The 15,262-nt window shown below is 42.9% G+C and carries 15 protein-coding genes; 14 read left to right on the top strand and 1 reads right to left on the bottom strand.

Annotated features, from left to right (window positions below; all coding sequences use genetic code 11):
* Window positions 1-3 precede the first annotated feature (3 nt).
* From def to AAGU76_RS02600, 11 genes are all read left to right on the top strand, one after another.
* On the top strand, window positions 4-450 hold the full coding sequence (gene def / locus AAGU76_RS02650; protein ID WP_342483888.1) for a peptide deformylase: 447 nt from the start codon (window positions 4-6) through the stop codon (window positions 448-450).
* 8 nt (window positions 451-458) lie between these two features.
* Window positions 459-1,388: a methionyl-tRNA formyltransferase gene (gene fmt, locus AAGU76_RS02645; protein ID WP_342483887.1), complete on the top strand. Its 930-nt coding sequence runs from the start codon at window positions 459-461 to the stop codon at window positions 1,386-1,388.
* 41 nt (window positions 1,389-1,429) lie between these two features.
* Window positions 1,430-2,761, top strand: a complete 1,332-nt coding sequence (rsmB, locus tag AAGU76_RS02640) for a 16S rRNA (cytosine(967)-C(5))-methyltransferase RsmB (RefSeq protein ID WP_342483886.1) — start codon at window positions 1,430-1,432, stop codon at window positions 2,759-2,761.
* A gap of 40 nt (window positions 2,762-2,801) precedes the next feature.
* Window positions 2,802-3,830, top strand: a complete 1,029-nt coding sequence (rlmN, locus tag AAGU76_RS02635; protein WP_342483885.1) for a 23S rRNA (adenine(2503)-C(2))-methyltransferase RlmN — start codon at window positions 2,802-2,804, stop codon at window positions 3,828-3,830.
* Window positions 3,831-3,838: 8 nt separating this feature from the next.
* On the top strand, window positions 3,839-4,591 hold the full coding sequence (locus AAGU76_RS02630) for a Stp1/IreP family PP2C-type Ser/Thr phosphatase (RefSeq protein WP_342483884.1): 753 nt from the start codon (window positions 3,839-3,841) through the stop codon (window positions 4,589-4,591).
* Window positions 4,581-6,617 (top strand): Stk1 family PASTA domain-containing Ser/Thr kinase, encoded by a 2,037-nt coding sequence (gene pknB, locus AAGU76_RS02625; RefSeq protein WP_342483883.1) that lies wholly within the window; start codon window positions 4,581-4,583, stop codon window positions 6,615-6,617. The genes AAGU76_RS02630 and pknB overlap by 11 nt, the downstream gene beginning before the upstream one ends.
* Before the next feature lie 8 nt (window positions 6,618-6,625).
* Window positions 6,626-7,504: a ribosome small subunit-dependent GTPase A gene (rsgA, locus tag AAGU76_RS02620; RefSeq protein WP_342483882.1), complete on the top strand. Its 879-nt coding sequence runs from the start codon at window positions 6,626-6,628 to the stop codon at window positions 7,502-7,504.
* Between the two features lie 13 nt (window positions 7,505-7,517).
* On the top strand, window positions 7,518-8,177 hold the full coding sequence (gene rpe / locus AAGU76_RS02615) for a ribulose-phosphate 3-epimerase (RefSeq protein WP_342483881.1): 660 nt from the start codon (window positions 7,518-7,520) through the stop codon (window positions 8,175-8,177).
* Window positions 8,177-8,815 carry a thiamine diphosphokinase gene (locus AAGU76_RS02610; RefSeq protein ID WP_342483880.1) on the top strand — a complete coding sequence of 213 codons (639 nt, stop codon included), beginning with the start codon at window positions 8,177-8,179 and terminating at the stop codon, window positions 8,813-8,815. Before rpe ends, AAGU76_RS02610 begins: the two co-directional genes overlap by 1 nt.
* A gap of 29 nt (window positions 8,816-8,844) precedes the next feature.
* A complete protein-coding gene (asnS, locus tag AAGU76_RS02605) occupies window positions 8,845-10,224 on the top strand; it encodes an asparagine--tRNA ligase (RefSeq protein WP_342484673.1) in 1,380 nt (459 codons plus the stop codon).
* 154 nt (window positions 10,225-10,378) lie between these two features.
* Entirely contained in the window at window positions 10,379-10,570 is a 192-nt protein-coding gene (locus AAGU76_RS02600) for a hypothetical protein (protein WP_342483879.1), read from the top strand.
* A 46-nt stretch (window positions 10,571-10,616) separates the two neighbouring features.
* Here the strand turns inward: AAGU76_RS02600 and rpmB are convergent, their stop codons facing one another.
* Window positions 10,617-10,805: a 50S ribosomal protein L28 gene (gene rpmB, locus AAGU76_RS02595; protein ID WP_342483878.1), complete on the bottom strand. Its 189-nt coding sequence runs from the start codon at window positions 10,803-10,805 to the stop codon at window positions 10,617-10,619.
* A 260-nt stretch (window positions 10,806-11,065) separates the two neighbouring features.
* On the opposite strand from rpmB, the gene AAGU76_RS02590 reads away from it, so the two are divergent.
* The 3 genes from AAGU76_RS02590 to recG all read left to right on the top strand — a co-directional run bounded on the left by AAGU76_RS02590 (window position 11,066) and on the right by recG (window position 15,244).
* Complete coding sequence (locus tag AAGU76_RS02590; protein ID WP_342483877.1) at window positions 11,066-11,422, top strand: Asp23/Gls24 family envelope stress response protein; 357 nt, start codon at window positions 11,066-11,068, stop codon at window positions 11,420-11,422.
* A 13-nt stretch (window positions 11,423-11,435) separates the two neighbouring features.
* A complete protein-coding gene (locus AAGU76_RS02585) occupies window positions 11,436-13,052 on the top strand; it encodes a DAK2 domain-containing protein (protein ID WP_342483876.1) in 1,617 nt (538 codons plus the stop codon).
* A 137-nt stretch (window positions 13,053-13,189) separates the two neighbouring features.
* Complete coding sequence (recG, locus tag AAGU76_RS02580) at window positions 13,190-15,244, top strand: ATP-dependent DNA helicase RecG (protein WP_342483875.1); 2,055 nt, start codon at window positions 13,190-13,192, stop codon at window positions 15,242-15,244.
* Window positions 15,245-15,262: the final 18 nt, after the last annotated feature.

Genomic DNA, 15,262 nt, shown 5'->3' with positions numbered 1-15,262 from the left:
AATATGGCATTGAGGAATCTCAGATATGAGGGAGACGAAATATTAAGGAAAAAAAGCAGGGAAGTGGCAGTGGTTGACAACAAGATAAAGACGCTTCTTGACGACATGGTTGACACCATGTATGAAAATGACGGGGTTGGCCTTGCGGCACCACAGGTGGGAATTTTGAAGAGAGTTGTGACCATAGACGTTGATGACGGAAATGTGTACAGAATGATAAATCCGAGAATAATAAAACAGTCAGGAGAACAAAAGGACCAGGAAGGCTGCCTCAGCGTTCCTGAAAAAAAGGGAATGGTTGCAAGACCCATGAATGTGACGGCGGTTTACACAGATGAGGAAGGAAATGAAGTGGCAGTAGAGGCAGAGGGACTTCTGGCCAGAGCTATCTGTCATGAAGTCGATCATTTGGACGGAATTTTGTTCGTTGACAGAACTTTAGAAGAATAGGTGGCGCCATGAAAGTGATTTTTATGGGAACTCCCGATTTTGCAGTACCGACGCTTAAAAAACTTCATGAAAAGGGCCATGACATCCTGCTGGTTGTCACGCAGCCCGACAAGCCGTCAGGCAGAGGCAAGAAGCTAAAAAAATCCGCAGTAAAGGAAGCGGCAGAGGAACTTGGACTGAAAGTTTTTCAGCCTGACAGGATAAAAAAAGCCGAGAACGCGGAAATATTGAAGAAGCTGCAATCTGATGCCATTGTGGTTGTGGCCTACGGACAGCTTCTCAGCAAAGAGATCCTGAATATCCCAAGACTGGGCTGCATAAACGTGCACGCATCTCTGCTGCCGGAGCTTAGGGGAGCAGCGCCTCTTAACTGGTCCATAATAAACGGCTGTGTTAGGACAGGAGTTACCACAATGATGATGGATGTGGGCCTTGACACGGGAGACATGCTTCTTAAGAAGGAAGTGGAAATAGACAGGTACATGAACGTTGGCCAACTCCACGACCTGCTTATGGAAACAGGAGCAGACCTTTTGACAGAGACGCTTGAGAAGATTGAAGACGGCACAGCCGTAAGAACAAAGCAGGATGACAGATTATCAAGCTATGCGCCCATGCTTGACAAACAAACCCAAACAATCAGGTGGCAGGACAAGGCAAGTAACATCCACAACCTCATTAGAGGGCTTTCACCGTGGCCTGCGGCATTTTTCCATTTGGATGAAAAGATGGTGAAGGTATACAGCTCAGACTTTTCAGAAGAAGCAACAAATCATGAGCCGGGGTTTGTCTTGAAGGCAGACAGTGACGGCATAGTGGTGGCCGCAGGGCAGGGAACGGTCATCTTAAAGGAAATACAGATGCCCGGCAAAACCAGGATGACTGTGGAAGCATTTTTAAGGGGAAATTCATTTCCAATCAGCGTGACCCTGAAATAAAACAAAGCAGTTCGAATTATATAAGGCCAAATGAGGTAACTATGGACGGCTACAGAGCTAAAGCAATTGAAACATTAAAAAAAATATTCAAGGACAAATCATATTCAAACATAGTAATAAACAACGACATAAAAGCCGTGGACGAAAGGCAGCATGCCATATTCAGAAAATCAGTGCTTGGGGTTGTGGAGAACATAATGTTCATTGACTGGATAATAAACCAGGTTTCAAGCACAAAGACAAAAAAGATGGAAACGGACGTGCTTACTGTCCTTCGCCTGGCTGTTTACCAGCTGTTTTTCCTTGACAATTCCCACGAAAACATCGTAGTAAACGAAAGCGTGCAGTATATAAAGGATGCAGGAAACGTAAGAGCTTCAAAGTTTGTCAATGCTGTTTTGAGAAATGCTTCAAGACAGAAGGAAGACATATTGAAAAAGGCTGACGAGCTGCCTCTGGAGGAAAAACTGAGCATAAAGTATTCTTATCCGCCGGAGCTGGTGAGAAGGTGGACAGCACAGTTTGGAAAACATAACATAGAAGAGGTTCTTAAATCGAACAACGATGAAGCAAGACTGGAGGCCAGGGTTAACACACTGAAGGTTTCCAGGGAAAAACTCATTGAAATGCTGGCTTCCAAAGGTATAAACGCAGAAAAGACCAGGTATTCAAAAAAGGGCATAACGATTTTGAACCCCTCAGACATAGACAGGACAGAGGAGTACAGAAGCGGGCTTTTTTCAATTCAAAGCGAAAGCTCCATGCTTGCCGGCGAGGTGCTCAATCCTCTTCCGGGATCGTACTTGGTTGACATGTGTGCGGCTCCCGGAGGCAAGAGCTTAAACGCTGCTGAAATAATGAAGAATACTGGAACTGTTTTAAGCCGGGATATTTATTCTGCCAAGCTTTCACTCATTGAAAGGGAAAGAGACAGGCTGGGAATCACTTGCCTTAAGACTGAAGAATACGATGCGACCAGGCTTGATGAAAGGCTTATAGAAAAGGCTGATTTCGTCATAGCAGACGTGCCGTGCACAGGGCTTGGCATAATAAGAAGAAAGCCTGAGATAAAGTATTCAAAGACCGATTCAGATATGAAAGACATTGTAAAAATTCAATACAGGATTCTGGAAAACGCGTCAAGGTACCTGAAAAAGGGAGGGCACCTTGTTTATTCAACGTGCACCACAAACAGGGAAGAAAACCTTGATCTGGTGAAGAGGTTCATCCAGGAAAACAGAGGTTTTGAGCTTGAGGATTTCTCGGACCTTGTTCATGAAGGCTTTGAAAGCGCAAAGTCCGGATACATGGAAATATACCCGCACGTACACGGAATGGACGGCTTTTTTATTGCTAAAATAACAAGGATATGATATAATTCTTGCAATATGCAGGAACAAGAAGGTAAAAATTATGAAAAAAATAGATGAGTTGAGCTTTGAGGAACTGGAACAGGCAACACTTGAAATCGGTGAGCCCAAATTCAAGTCAAAGCAGATTTTTGACTGGATTCACCAGAAGACTGTAAACAGCTACGACAAAATGACTAACGTAGGCAAGAAGACTAAAGAAGAACTATCAAAACAATACGAGTTCACAAAGGCTTCCATAGAGCTTAAGCTTGAATCAAAAATTGATGAAACAAAAAAATATGTTATAATGTTTGAAGACGGCAATGTGGTTGAGAGCGTGTACCTTAAGTACAAGTTTGGAAACACCGCATGTATTTCATCCCAGGTGGGATGCAAGATGGGCTGTCATTTTTGTGCTTCCACAAAAAACGGATACCTTAGAAATCTCACTGCAGCAGAAATGCTGAGGCAAATATATCTCATACAGGAAGACACGAAAGAAAAAATATCCAACGTGGTCATAATGGGTTCCGGAGAACCTCTTGACAACTACGACAACGTGCTCAGGTTCTTGAGCCTCATAAACGATGAAAGGGGACAAAACATCTCCATGCGTAAAATTACCCTTTCAACCTGCGGAATAGTGCCAAACATCTACAAGCTTGCAGATGAAAACATACCAATCACATTAGCCATATCGCTGCATGCTCCTACCCAGGAAAAGAGGGAGGAGATACTTCCAATAGCAAAGAAATACAAGCTGCCTGATCTTATGAAATCATGCGACTACTACATCAAGACCACCGGAAGAAGACTCACATTCGAATATATTATGATTAAGGGTTTCAACGACAGCCTGGAAGATGCAAACATGCTTTCAAAGCTGTTAAAGAACATGCTGGCCAATGTGAACCTTATACCGTGCAATTATGTCAGGGAAGCCAACATAAAGCCCAGCGGCAACCTTGATGTGGAAAAATTTAAAAAATTGCTGACAGACAACGGAATTAATGCCACGGTTCGAAGAGAGCTTGGCAGCGACATTAATGCTGCATGCGGCCAGCTGAGAAATCAATTTTTGAAAATGTGAGGTGCCTTATGAAGGTGTACTACGAGACGAACAAGGGATTAATGCGGGAAAACAATGAGGACAACTTAATAGTTGAAGAAACGGACAGGTACAACCTCTATGCCGTTGCCGACGGCATGGGGGGACACAAGGCAGGTGAAGTGGCCAGCTCAATAGCCATTGAAACCATAAGAGAATGCTTCAGGAGCGAATTTTCCAGTGAAGATTTCAAAGCCCCTTCTTTTATCATGAAAAGCGTTGACGAAGCAAACAAAAAAATAAGGGAAAAAGCCATGGCCAGCGAAGAATGCTCCGGCATGGGAACCACCATAACCATGGCTGTCATAGATATGGATTTGAAAACAGCGTACATAGGCAATGTGGGAGACAGCAGGGCTTATGTGATTAAGGACAACAGCATCACACAAATAACCGATGATCACACCTACGTTAACGAACTTCTCAAGGACGGCAGGATAACAAGGACAGAAGCCAAGAGCCACCCGAAGAGAAATGTGATAACAAGGGCGGTAGGCAGCGAAGAAACAGTTCAGGCAGACATATTTGAAATTGAAGTGTCAGACAGCGACATAGTCCTGCTCTGCACCGACGGGCTGACCACCCATCTGTCAGATGACAAAATCCTTGAAACCATTATGGAATACGGCACCTCCGAAAGCGTGCAGAAACTTATCAAAATGGCCAATGATAACGGGGGGACCGATAATATTACCATAATTATTGTTGACAATATCGCTAGAGGTGAAATATATGATAGGTAAAATATTAGGAAACAGATATGAAATCTTAGAAAAAATAGGCGGCGGAGGAATGTCCTACGTGTACAAGGCGAGGTGCAACGTCTTAAACCGCTTTGTAGCCATAAAGATTCTCAGGGATGAACTTATTTCAGATCCGGAGTTTGTGGCTAAATTCAAGCAGGAATCTCTTTCCGCAGCAAGTCTTGCTCATCCTAATATTGTTAATATATATGATACCGGAATTGAAGGCGATATATACTACATTGTGATGGAATACGTGAAGGGCGAGACCCTCAAGAAATATATAAACAGAAAGGGAAGGCTTTCAGAACAGGAGACCATAAAAGTCAGCCGTCAGGTTGCTGAGGCGCTGAAGCATGCCCATTCAAACAACATAGTCCACAGGGACATCAAACCTCACAACATTCTGCTGACGGAGGAAGGAATAGCCAAGGTCACAGACTTCGGCATTGCAAGGGCTGCAACAAGTTCCACAATAAACAACACATCCAACGTCATAGGTTCCGTGCACTACTTTTCGCCTGAGCAGGCAAGAGGAGGCTATGTGGATGAAAAATCAGACATATACTCTCTTGGAATAGTCATGTATGAAATGATAACAGGGGTTGTGCCTTTCGATGCAGACAACCATATTTCCGTTGCCATGAAACAGATACAGGAAAAACCGGTTCCACCATCAAAAAAAATTAAAAACATGCAAATCTCCCGGGGATTTGAGGACATAATAATGAAGTGCCTCGAAAAACACCAGAGCTTCAGATTTCAAAATATTGAGGAACTCATAAAGAAGCTTGATTCCTTAAACGGACCGGGAAATGCCAGGACAGAGGAAGAAATAATTGATTCGCCAACCATTGTAATGCCTGCAATAAATCCGACAGAGGAAGGCAAGGTTATTGACATTGACCTGGTTGACGAAAGCTCTGACAAGGCCTTCAGGAGCTTCTTCGGCGAGGATTCAACAGGCAGGGAAAACAACCCCAATAAGGACGAGGAGGCACCGGAGGATCCGGAGCTTAAGAAAAAGAACAGGCGAATAACGGCAGCTGCAATCCTAAGTGCATTGGCGGTTGCTTTAATAGGCGCCGTAATAGCTTTCAAGGCTCTTTTATATGTACCGGAAATTACGGTTCCAAATCTTTTGGGAAGAAGCGAGGAAGAAGCTCAAAAGATTGTTGTGGATCTGGGGCTTAAGTATGATGTGGCCGACAGGAAGTACTCAGATGAATACGACGAAGGTCAGGTTATGGAGCAGAGCGTTGCAGAAGGCACAAAGCTTAAGGAAAATTATCCTCTTCAGGTTGTTGTGAGCATGGGCATCAAGGATATAAGAGTGCCTAATCTTGTAGGCAAGTATGCCATAGAGGCAGGCATAATTCTTGCTGATGCAGGTCTTACAGAAGGAAAAGTGACAGAAGAATACTCTGAAAAGTTTGGCGCAGGACAGATCATGGAACAGTATCCCACAGCCGATAAACCTGCGGATGCAAAGGACGCTGTTGATTATACAGTAAGCCTTGGACCAAAGGTTACTTATGTAAAGATGCCGGATCTTTCTAATCTGGCACTGGAAACAGCAAAACTTCTGATTGTTCAGAACGGTCTGGCAGTTGGAGAAGTTACGGAAGAAGCAAGCGACACCGTAGCGGCAGGTCTGGTAATGAGGCAGAGCGTAACGCCGGGCCAGGAAGTGGAGCAGGGAACATCCATCTGGATGACTGTCAGCAAGGGTAAAGCTGAGGAACCGGGAACCGAACAGCCGGGAACCGAACAACCCGGAACAGATACGGAAACTACGGATGAGGAAGGAACATATCCTCTTACCATAACACTTCCAAAGGGCAAGGATAAGGTTACGGTTGTTGTGCAGAAGGTTTCTGACAGCGGCCGCGAGATAGTTTTTTCGCAGGAAGTTAAAACATCTGAACAAAGCATAATAGTGAACATTAAGGGAACAGGTACCCAGGTGTTTGAAATATACATTGACAATGAACTGTATGAAAGGTCTGAAATCACTTTCGAATAGGAGTTGGTATGATTAACGGAATCATTATAAGAGGCGTAGGCGGAAATTATTACGTTGACACAGGCCGAAGCATTATCGAGTGCAGAGCCAGGGGGTTGTTCAGGCTGAAGAACATAAAACCCATGGTTGGAGACAGGGTTTTAGTTAGAATAACAGAAGAAGATGAAAATTCAGGATATATAGAAGAGATAGAAGAGAGGTCCAACGAAATAAAGAGGCCTCCGGTTGCAAATGTTCAGCAGCTTCTCATATTCTTCGCGGTTACAAATCCGGAACCGAGCTTTCTTCTTCTTGATAAGCTGCTGATTGCAGCGGAGACTAACAGCCTGAAACCGGTAATATGCTTCAATAAGTGCGATCTGGCACAGGATGACCGAAAAAAGGAGCTTGAAAATATTTTTGTGAACACCGGCTACCAGGTGGTGTTCACAAGCAAGCATGATGAAGAATCAATAGAAGCTCTCAAAAATATATTAAAGGATAAACTAAGTGTTTTTTCAGGGCCTTCAGGCGTGGGAAAGTCATCCGTCATGAATGCCGTGCAGCCTGATTTCATGCTGAAGACAGGCGAAATAAGCGAGAAGCTGAAAAGAGGCAAGCATACCACAAGGCATGCCGAAATATACAGGCTTGGCTTCGGAGGATACGTTGTGGACACTCCGGGCTTTTCTTCCTTTGAGCTGGAAGGCGTAACGGAATACCAGCTGAAGGAATTATATCCGGAAATCAAGAAATTTGATTCGGGATGCAGATTTTCGGATTGCCTTCACTACAAGGAGCCCGGATGCGTCATAAAGGAAGCCGTTGAGGAAGGCCTAATCAGCGAAACACGATACAACAACTATGTAAGGCTTTTGGAAGAAATCAAAAAAGCCAAAATATACTGACAAGGAGAAAAATATGAATAAGCTGTCACCATCCATATTGTCAGCTGACTTTTCAAGGCTGGGAGAAGACATAAAACTCGTGGAGAAGGGCGGGGCCGATTACATACACATTGATGTCATGGACGGACATTTCGTGCCGAACATAACCATCGGACCTGACGTTGTTAAGAGTGTAAGAAAGGCAACAGAGCTTGTTTTAGACGTGCATCTAATGATAGAAAACCCAGACGACTTCATCGAGGATTTCTACAATGCGGGAGCCGACATAATAACCGTTCATCAGGAAGCCTGCATTCACCTTCACCGTACAATACAAAAAATAAGATCCTACGGACTGAAGGCAGGAGTTTCAATTAACCCTGCAACACCTGTGTGCACGATAAAGGATATCCTAAGGGATGTTGATATGGTTTTAATCATGAGCGTTAACCCGGGCTTCGGGGGACAAAGCCTCATTGAGAACGTCAAGTACAAGGTTTTTGAACTTAAAAAACTTATTGCGGAATATGATCTCAAGACAGACATTGAAATAGACGGCGGAGTTACTCTTAACAATCTACAGGAGGTCTTAAGCTGGGGCGTAAACGTAATAGTTGCAGGCTCGGCAATCTATAGGGCGAAGGACGTTGTGGAACAAACAAGAAGATTCAAGGAAATTATGGGGGCAGTTTAATGTCAGCTCTAATAATAGCCAACGGCGACGATGTGGATAAAAAAGCCCTAGACGGTCTTAACATAGAATGCGTCATATGCGCAGACGGAGGACTTAAAAAAGCAAAGGCACTGGGCTTAACTCCCGACATCATTGTGGGCGATTTTGATTCCGTTGACCGTGATCTGCTTGAAAAATACAGGTCAATGAATATAGAAACAGTGAAGTTTCCGGTGGAGAAGGATTTTACAGACATGGAGCTTTCTATAGAAATTGCAGCTGACAAAGGCTACAGGGATATAGTGCTTCTTGGTGCCACGGGAGGACCCAGGCTCGACCATTCCATGGCAAACATGATGCTTCTGGAAAAATATTTCAATTCAGGTATCAACATTGAAATAATAGACAACAATAACAGCGTTAAAGTAGTTTCAGACGGCACTGATCTCATGATCGACGGAAAAAAGGATCGTTTCGTGTCCCTCATACCCCTCACAGAAGAAATCAGCGGACTTTCCCTGGTAGGGTTTAAGTACCCTCTGGACCGGGTCAGTGTAAAAAGAGGTTCGACGCTATGTGTCAGCAATGAAATTTCAGAAGAAAAAGGAAGAGTGATCCTTGGGAAGGGAACGGCCCTGCTGTTTGTTTCAAAGGATTGACATACATATTAGGAGGATATATGAAAGCAATGGATTTTAGAGATTTATTCAAATCTCCCGAAATTTACGGCGATAAGGAAGTGGCGCTCGAAGGCTGGATAAGGACCATAAGAGATTCCAAAAATTTCGGTTTCATAGAATTAAACGACGGAACATTCATGAAAAACGTGCAGGTTGTTTTCGAAAACAATCTGGAAAATTTCGACGAGGTGAAGAAGTATTCAACAGGAAGCGCAATTTCAGTTAAAGGAATACTGGTTCTGACTCCCCAGGCAAAGCAGCCCTTTGAGATAAAGGCAACAGAAATAGCTTTGGAAGCTGATTCGGATTCAAGCTATCCTCTTCAAAAGAAAAGACATTCACTGGAGTACTTAAGGACCATTGCACACTTAAGGCCGAGAACAAACACATTTTCAGCAGTGTTCAGGGTAAGGAGCCTTGCAGCATATGCAATCCATAAATTCTTTAACGAAAGAGGCTTTGTTTACGCGCATCCACCCATTATAACGGCAAGCGACGCCGAGGGAGCAGGAGAAATGTTCAGAGTAACATCTCTTGACCTTGACAACATAGAAAAGACAGATGGAAAGTGCGACTATTCTAAGGATTTCTTCGGTAAATCTGCAAACCTTACGGTAAGCGGACAGCTGGAGGCTGAAATTTTTGCGCTTTCATTCAAGAAGACATACACATTCGGCCCAACATTCAGGGCAGAAAATTCAAACACGACAAGGCATGCGGCAGAATTCTGGATGATCGAGCCTGAAATAGCTTTTGCGGACTTAGCAGATGACATGCAGCTGGCTGAGGACATGGTTAAGTATGTTGTCAGCTACGTGCTGGAAAACGGAAAGGAAGAAATGGAGTTTTTCAACAGCTTTGTTGAAAAGGGACTGTTCGAAAAGCTGGATAATGTGGTAAATTCGCAGTTCGGAAGGATTACGTACACAGATGCCATAGAAGTGCTCATGAAAAACAACGACAATTTCGACTACCCTGTTAAGTGGGGAACCGATATTCAGACAGAGCATGAAAGATACCTGTCTGAAGTGATATTCAAGAAGCCTGTGTTCGTTACGGACTATCCGAAGGATATCAAGGCATTCTACATGCGAATGAACGATGACAACAAGACAGTTGCAGCAACAGACCTTCTTGTTCCGGGCATAGGAGAACTCATTGGTGGAAGCCAGAGAGAAGAGCGTCTGGATATGCTGGAAAAGAGAATGGAAGAAATGAGCGTGGGCAAGGAAGACTTGTGGTGGTATCTTGAACTTCGAAAATACGGCGGAGTAAAGCATGCAGGATTCGGTCTGGGCTTTGAAAGACTCATCATGTACCTTACAGGCATGGGAAACATTAGAGACGTAATTCCGTTCCCGAGAACACCGAAGAATGCCGAGTTCTAAGAGCAACAGCCATAAATATATTTGACCTTTAAGGTGTACCTTAATATAAAAAGATACGAAAATTATTTTCGTATCTTTTTTGATGGTTGTGAATAGAATGTATAAAGGAAAAATGTTTTTCTGCGTAGTTAATCTATTGTTGCAGGGGGTATTTATGAATTATTTTAAACACAAAAACAAAGGCTGTTCCGCAGGTAAAAAAATTAAGTTCACAGAAATCCTGGGCATCATGATTGCCGTAATCGGAGCAATCATCGTTGTGCAGATTCTTCCTGTGAAAATATGGCTTTTTGTTCTGGGGCTTCTTCTCATAATTCTGGGAAGCACACTGTTCAGGCTTTTATAATTCAAAAAATAAAAAAATAATGGCGAAAGCCACTATTTATTTATTGCTATATAGCACGTTGTACTTTACCGGATCTCATGCATCTTGTACAAACTGTTTTCTTGGAAACGATTCCGTTTTCAATTACTTTTATTGTTTTAACGTTTGGCTTCCACGTTCTTCTTATTTTTCTATCAGAATGTGTTATGCTGTTTCCTGATATAGTTCCTTTTCCGCAAACTTCACAAAATTTCATTCTTACACCTCCCATATATTTAAACATTCATTATGATTTCTATTTGCTTAAACAGATTCTGTTTAACAATTTTAACTTTATAATTTTAACATTAAAATATAAATATTGCAATATGAATTTTTAATTAGTATAATAAAAATATGTTTTTTTAATACTTGTAAGCTGAACAATCAGTAATTTCTTGTAAAATTTCATTAAAGAGGTTATAATAAGCTTGCCAATCAAATATTATTTAGGAAATTAAAATATAGGAGGGTATTATGTCAGTTAATATGTTAAATGAAAACGGAAACATAACAATAGATGATCAAGTGTTTGCCACATTGGCCGGACTGGCTGCAATGGAGTGCTACGGCGTCGTGGGCATGGCTTCCAAAAACGCAACCGAGGGTATCTTTGAACTGTTAAAAAGAGAACAGCTCACAAAGGGCATAAAGGTTACTGCCGCCGAAGACAAGCTGAACATCGATTTATACATAGTGCTGCAGTACGGTGTCAGGATATCAACCGTGGCAGAAAACATAATCTCAAGAATCAAGTACAGCGTTGAGAATTATTCTGGAGTATTGGTTAATAACGTGAATATTTTTGTGCAGGGTGTCAGAGTGCAAAAATAACTAGGAGGCTAAAATGAATATAAAATATATTGATAATATTACGTTTAAAAAGATGCTTTTAGGTGCTGCTGTCAACCTTGAAAATAACAAGGCGATAGTTGACTCCCTGAACGTATTTCCCGTACCGGACGGAGACACAGGTACAAACATGAACCTTACTGTCCAGTCTGCCATGAAGGAAATTACGAGCCTTTCAGAAAGCACCATAGGACACATGGCTGACGCCGCTGCCAACGGTTCGCTGATGGGAGCAAGAGGCAACTCGGGTGTAATATTATCACAGTTGTTCAGAGGCATGTCAAAAGGCCTTGCAAATGTCAACAGGATTGACTGTAAGACCATTGCCGAATCGTTCAAGTCAGCTTCTGACACTGCATACAAGGCAGTAATGAGACCTGTTGAAGGAACCATACTTACAGTTGCAAGAGAAACAGCAGAAAAAGCCATGGCTTCCTATGCGGAATATGAAAGTGCCGATGAATTTTTGGAAATGCTCATCGAACAGGCAAAAAACACTTTAAACCGTACCCCTGAAATGCTGAAGGTACTTAAGCAGGCCGACGTGGTTGATGCGGGAGGAAAAGGCCTCGTGTTTCTTCTGGAAGGAGCATTGGCTGCTCTGAAAGGCGTTGAGCTGAAGCAGGAGAAATCCGAGCAGAAGGTAACGGATACCGCAGTTGAGCTTGAGGAATTCTCCAGCGAAGATGAGATTATTTTCGCATACTGCACCGAATTTTTCATAAAAAATCCAAAGGGAACCGCCGAAGAATTCCTGAGCAAAATTTATGACAAGGGCGATTCCATTGTTTGCGTTGGCGATGATAATCTGATAAAGACACATATCCACACCAACAATCCCGGACAGATTCTTGCCATAGCCGTAAAGTACGGTGAGCTTTCAAAAATAAAGATTGACAACATGAAGGAGCAGTTCAGGGAAAGGGTTAATTTCCAAAAGAAGAACCATGAAAAGAAAAAGTATGGTTTTGTTTCCATTGGAATGGGAGAAGGAATCAAAAAGGTTTTCACAGATCTGAACGTGGACATATTCCTGTCGGGAGGACAGACAATGAACCCCAGCACTGAGGACATACTTGATGCTGCCGATAAAATCAATGCCGACAACATAATTGTTCTTCCTAACAACTCAAACATAATTCTTGCTGCAACTCAGGCAAAGGAAATTTCAGAGAAAAATATCCACGTGGTTCCCAGCAAGAGCATACCTCAGGGAATAACCGCTCTGCTTGCTTTTAAGGAAGAAAACGACGTGGAAGAAAACATAAGCGCAATGACAGAAGCCGTTAAGGAAGTAAAGACAGGTCAGGTTACGTATGCTGTGAGAGATACGGTGTTCAACGACATGGAGATAAAGAAGGATGAAATAATTGCCCTTTCTGACGGCGACATTGTATCCCACGGAAACAATCCGGAAGATGAGGCTGTTGAGCTTGTGAAGAAAATGGTTGACGAGGACAGCTTCCTTATTACGCTGTTTTACGGAGACAAGGTCGACAAGAAGACTGCCGAAGGCATGAAGGAAAGAATAGAAGAAATAGCTGAGGAATGCGATGTTGAAATAATCTACGGCGGCCAGCCGCTTTACTATTATATAATTTCAGTTGAATAAAAAATAAGAATTAAAAATAATTAAGAATTAAGAGTGAAGAGTGAAGAATTAATGGAAGAATTTGTGCGAAGCACAAATTCCAACTTATAATTCTTAATTCTTAATTCTTAACTTTTAATTAGAATGTAGGGGTGTTTATGCTGGATGTTGATGTTCAGTATTTGAAGGGAGTAGGACCCGCAAGGGCTGAAAGGTTAAAGAAGCTTGACATATTCACGGTGGAGGATCTCTTAAACCACTTTCCTTTAAAGTATGAGGACCGAAGAACGGTAAAAAACATAATAGAAGCACAGGATGGTGCAAAGTGCCTTTTGAAGGTAAGACTTTTTGAAAAGCCAAAAAAATCCAGGCCAAAAAGGAACATGTCTATTATTAAGGCTGTGTGCAAGGATGACACAGGCTTTATTACGCTCACATTCTTCAACCAGGATTTTTTGATGGATAAGCTTGCAGAAGACGTTTGGTACTTCGTTTTCGGAACGGTGAAATCAGCATACGGTAAATTCGAAATGGCAAACCCGGAAATTGAGCTTTGCGAAAAGGACTGGAAGGCAAACAAAATAACGCCCATTTATCCACTTACATTCGGTATTACAAACAACGAACTCACAAAGCTGACCAGGGCAGCTCTGGATTCGTACTATGACAGGATAGATGATGTTATCCCTGACAGCATCCGGCAGGAACATGGTCTGACCTTTAGAAAAGACGCCATCAAAAGTCTGCACTTTCCCGAAAACGGAAGGAAGTATAATCTGGCCAAGAAAACAATGGCCTTTGAAAAGCTCCTGATACTTCAGCTGGGTCTTTTTTCCATAAAGAGCACCCTGAGAGAAGGCGTAAGGGGCAGCTCCATGGTCAGGACCATACTTTCGGACAGGCTGGTCAATTCCATTCCATATGAGCTGACTGGAGCACAGAAAAGGGTAATTGAAGAGATAAAGAAGGACATGGCTTCAACAAGGCCCATGAACAGGCTGGTGCAGGGCGATGTTGGAAGCGGCAAGACAGTTGTTGCAGTTTGGGCACTTCTTGCGGCCGTAAGCTCAGGGTATCAGGCAAGCCTCATGGCTCCCACGGAAATACTTGCGCTTCAGCACTACGAAACCATCAGTGAATACCTGGAGGCAGCCGGCCTAGATGTGAATGTTTCATTTCTTTCAGGTTCCACAAAGCAAAATGAAAAAACGGATATACTAAGAAAGCTTAAAAGCGGCGATACTGACATTGTGGTAGGAACGCACGCTCTCATTGAAAAAGGCGTGGAGTTTGATAACATCGGTCTTGTTGTGACTGATGAACAGCACCGTTTCGGGGTGAGACAAAGAGCCATGCTTTCAAACAAGGGAACCAATCCTCACATACTTGTAATGACTGCAACGCCCATACCGAGAACTTTAGCTCTCATGTTTTACGGAGATCTGGATATATCCATCATAGACGAGATGCCGCCCGGAAGGCAACTGGTTGAAACAGAGGTCATAAAGTCTGCTGACAAGGATAAAGCCTATGAATTCATCAAGAAACAGGTAAACGAAGGGCGTCAGGCATACATTGTAGCACCCCTTGTTGAGGAATCCGAAAATCTGGAGCTTGACTCCGCCACAAAAATCTTCAGTGAGCTTAAGGAAAATCATTTTTCCGATATGAAGCTGGGCCTGCTGCACGGGAAAATGAACAGCAAGGACAAGGAAGAAATCATCACCCGGTTTTACAGGGGAAAAATCAACGTGCTTGTGTCTACCACCGTAATAGAGGTTGGTGTAAATGTGCCTAATTCAGTTATAATGCTTGTATTGAATGCCGAAAGATTCGGCCTTGCACAGCTTCACCAGCTTAGGGGCAGGGTTGGCAGGGGAAGTTATAAGTCCTACTGCATTCTGGTCAACGAAAGCAAGTCAAAGAAGTCTGCAGAAAGGATGAACATAATGAAAAAGACATCCAACGGCTTCCTTATTGCGGAAGAGGACTTGAAAATAAGAGGTCCGGGCGACTTTTTCGGAACAAGGCAGCACGGACTGTCCCGGTATGAGGTTCAAAACATCGTAAATGATGTTGAGGTGGTGCAGACAGTGCAAAAATTGTCGAAAGAAATAATTGAGAAAAATCCATCCCTGCGGGGAGATGATTATAAAAACCTGAAAAGGGAAATAATGAACTTATTCAGGGACGAAGAAATAGTTTTTAATTAAGATTTAAAGTTAACGAGG

It is taken from the genome of Sedimentibacter sp., from assembly GCF_038562225.1.
GTDB lineage: Bacteria > Bacillota > Clostridia > Tissierellales > Sedimentibacteraceae > Sedimentibacter.
This window is presented reverse-complemented; position numbering and strand designations above follow the sequence as displayed.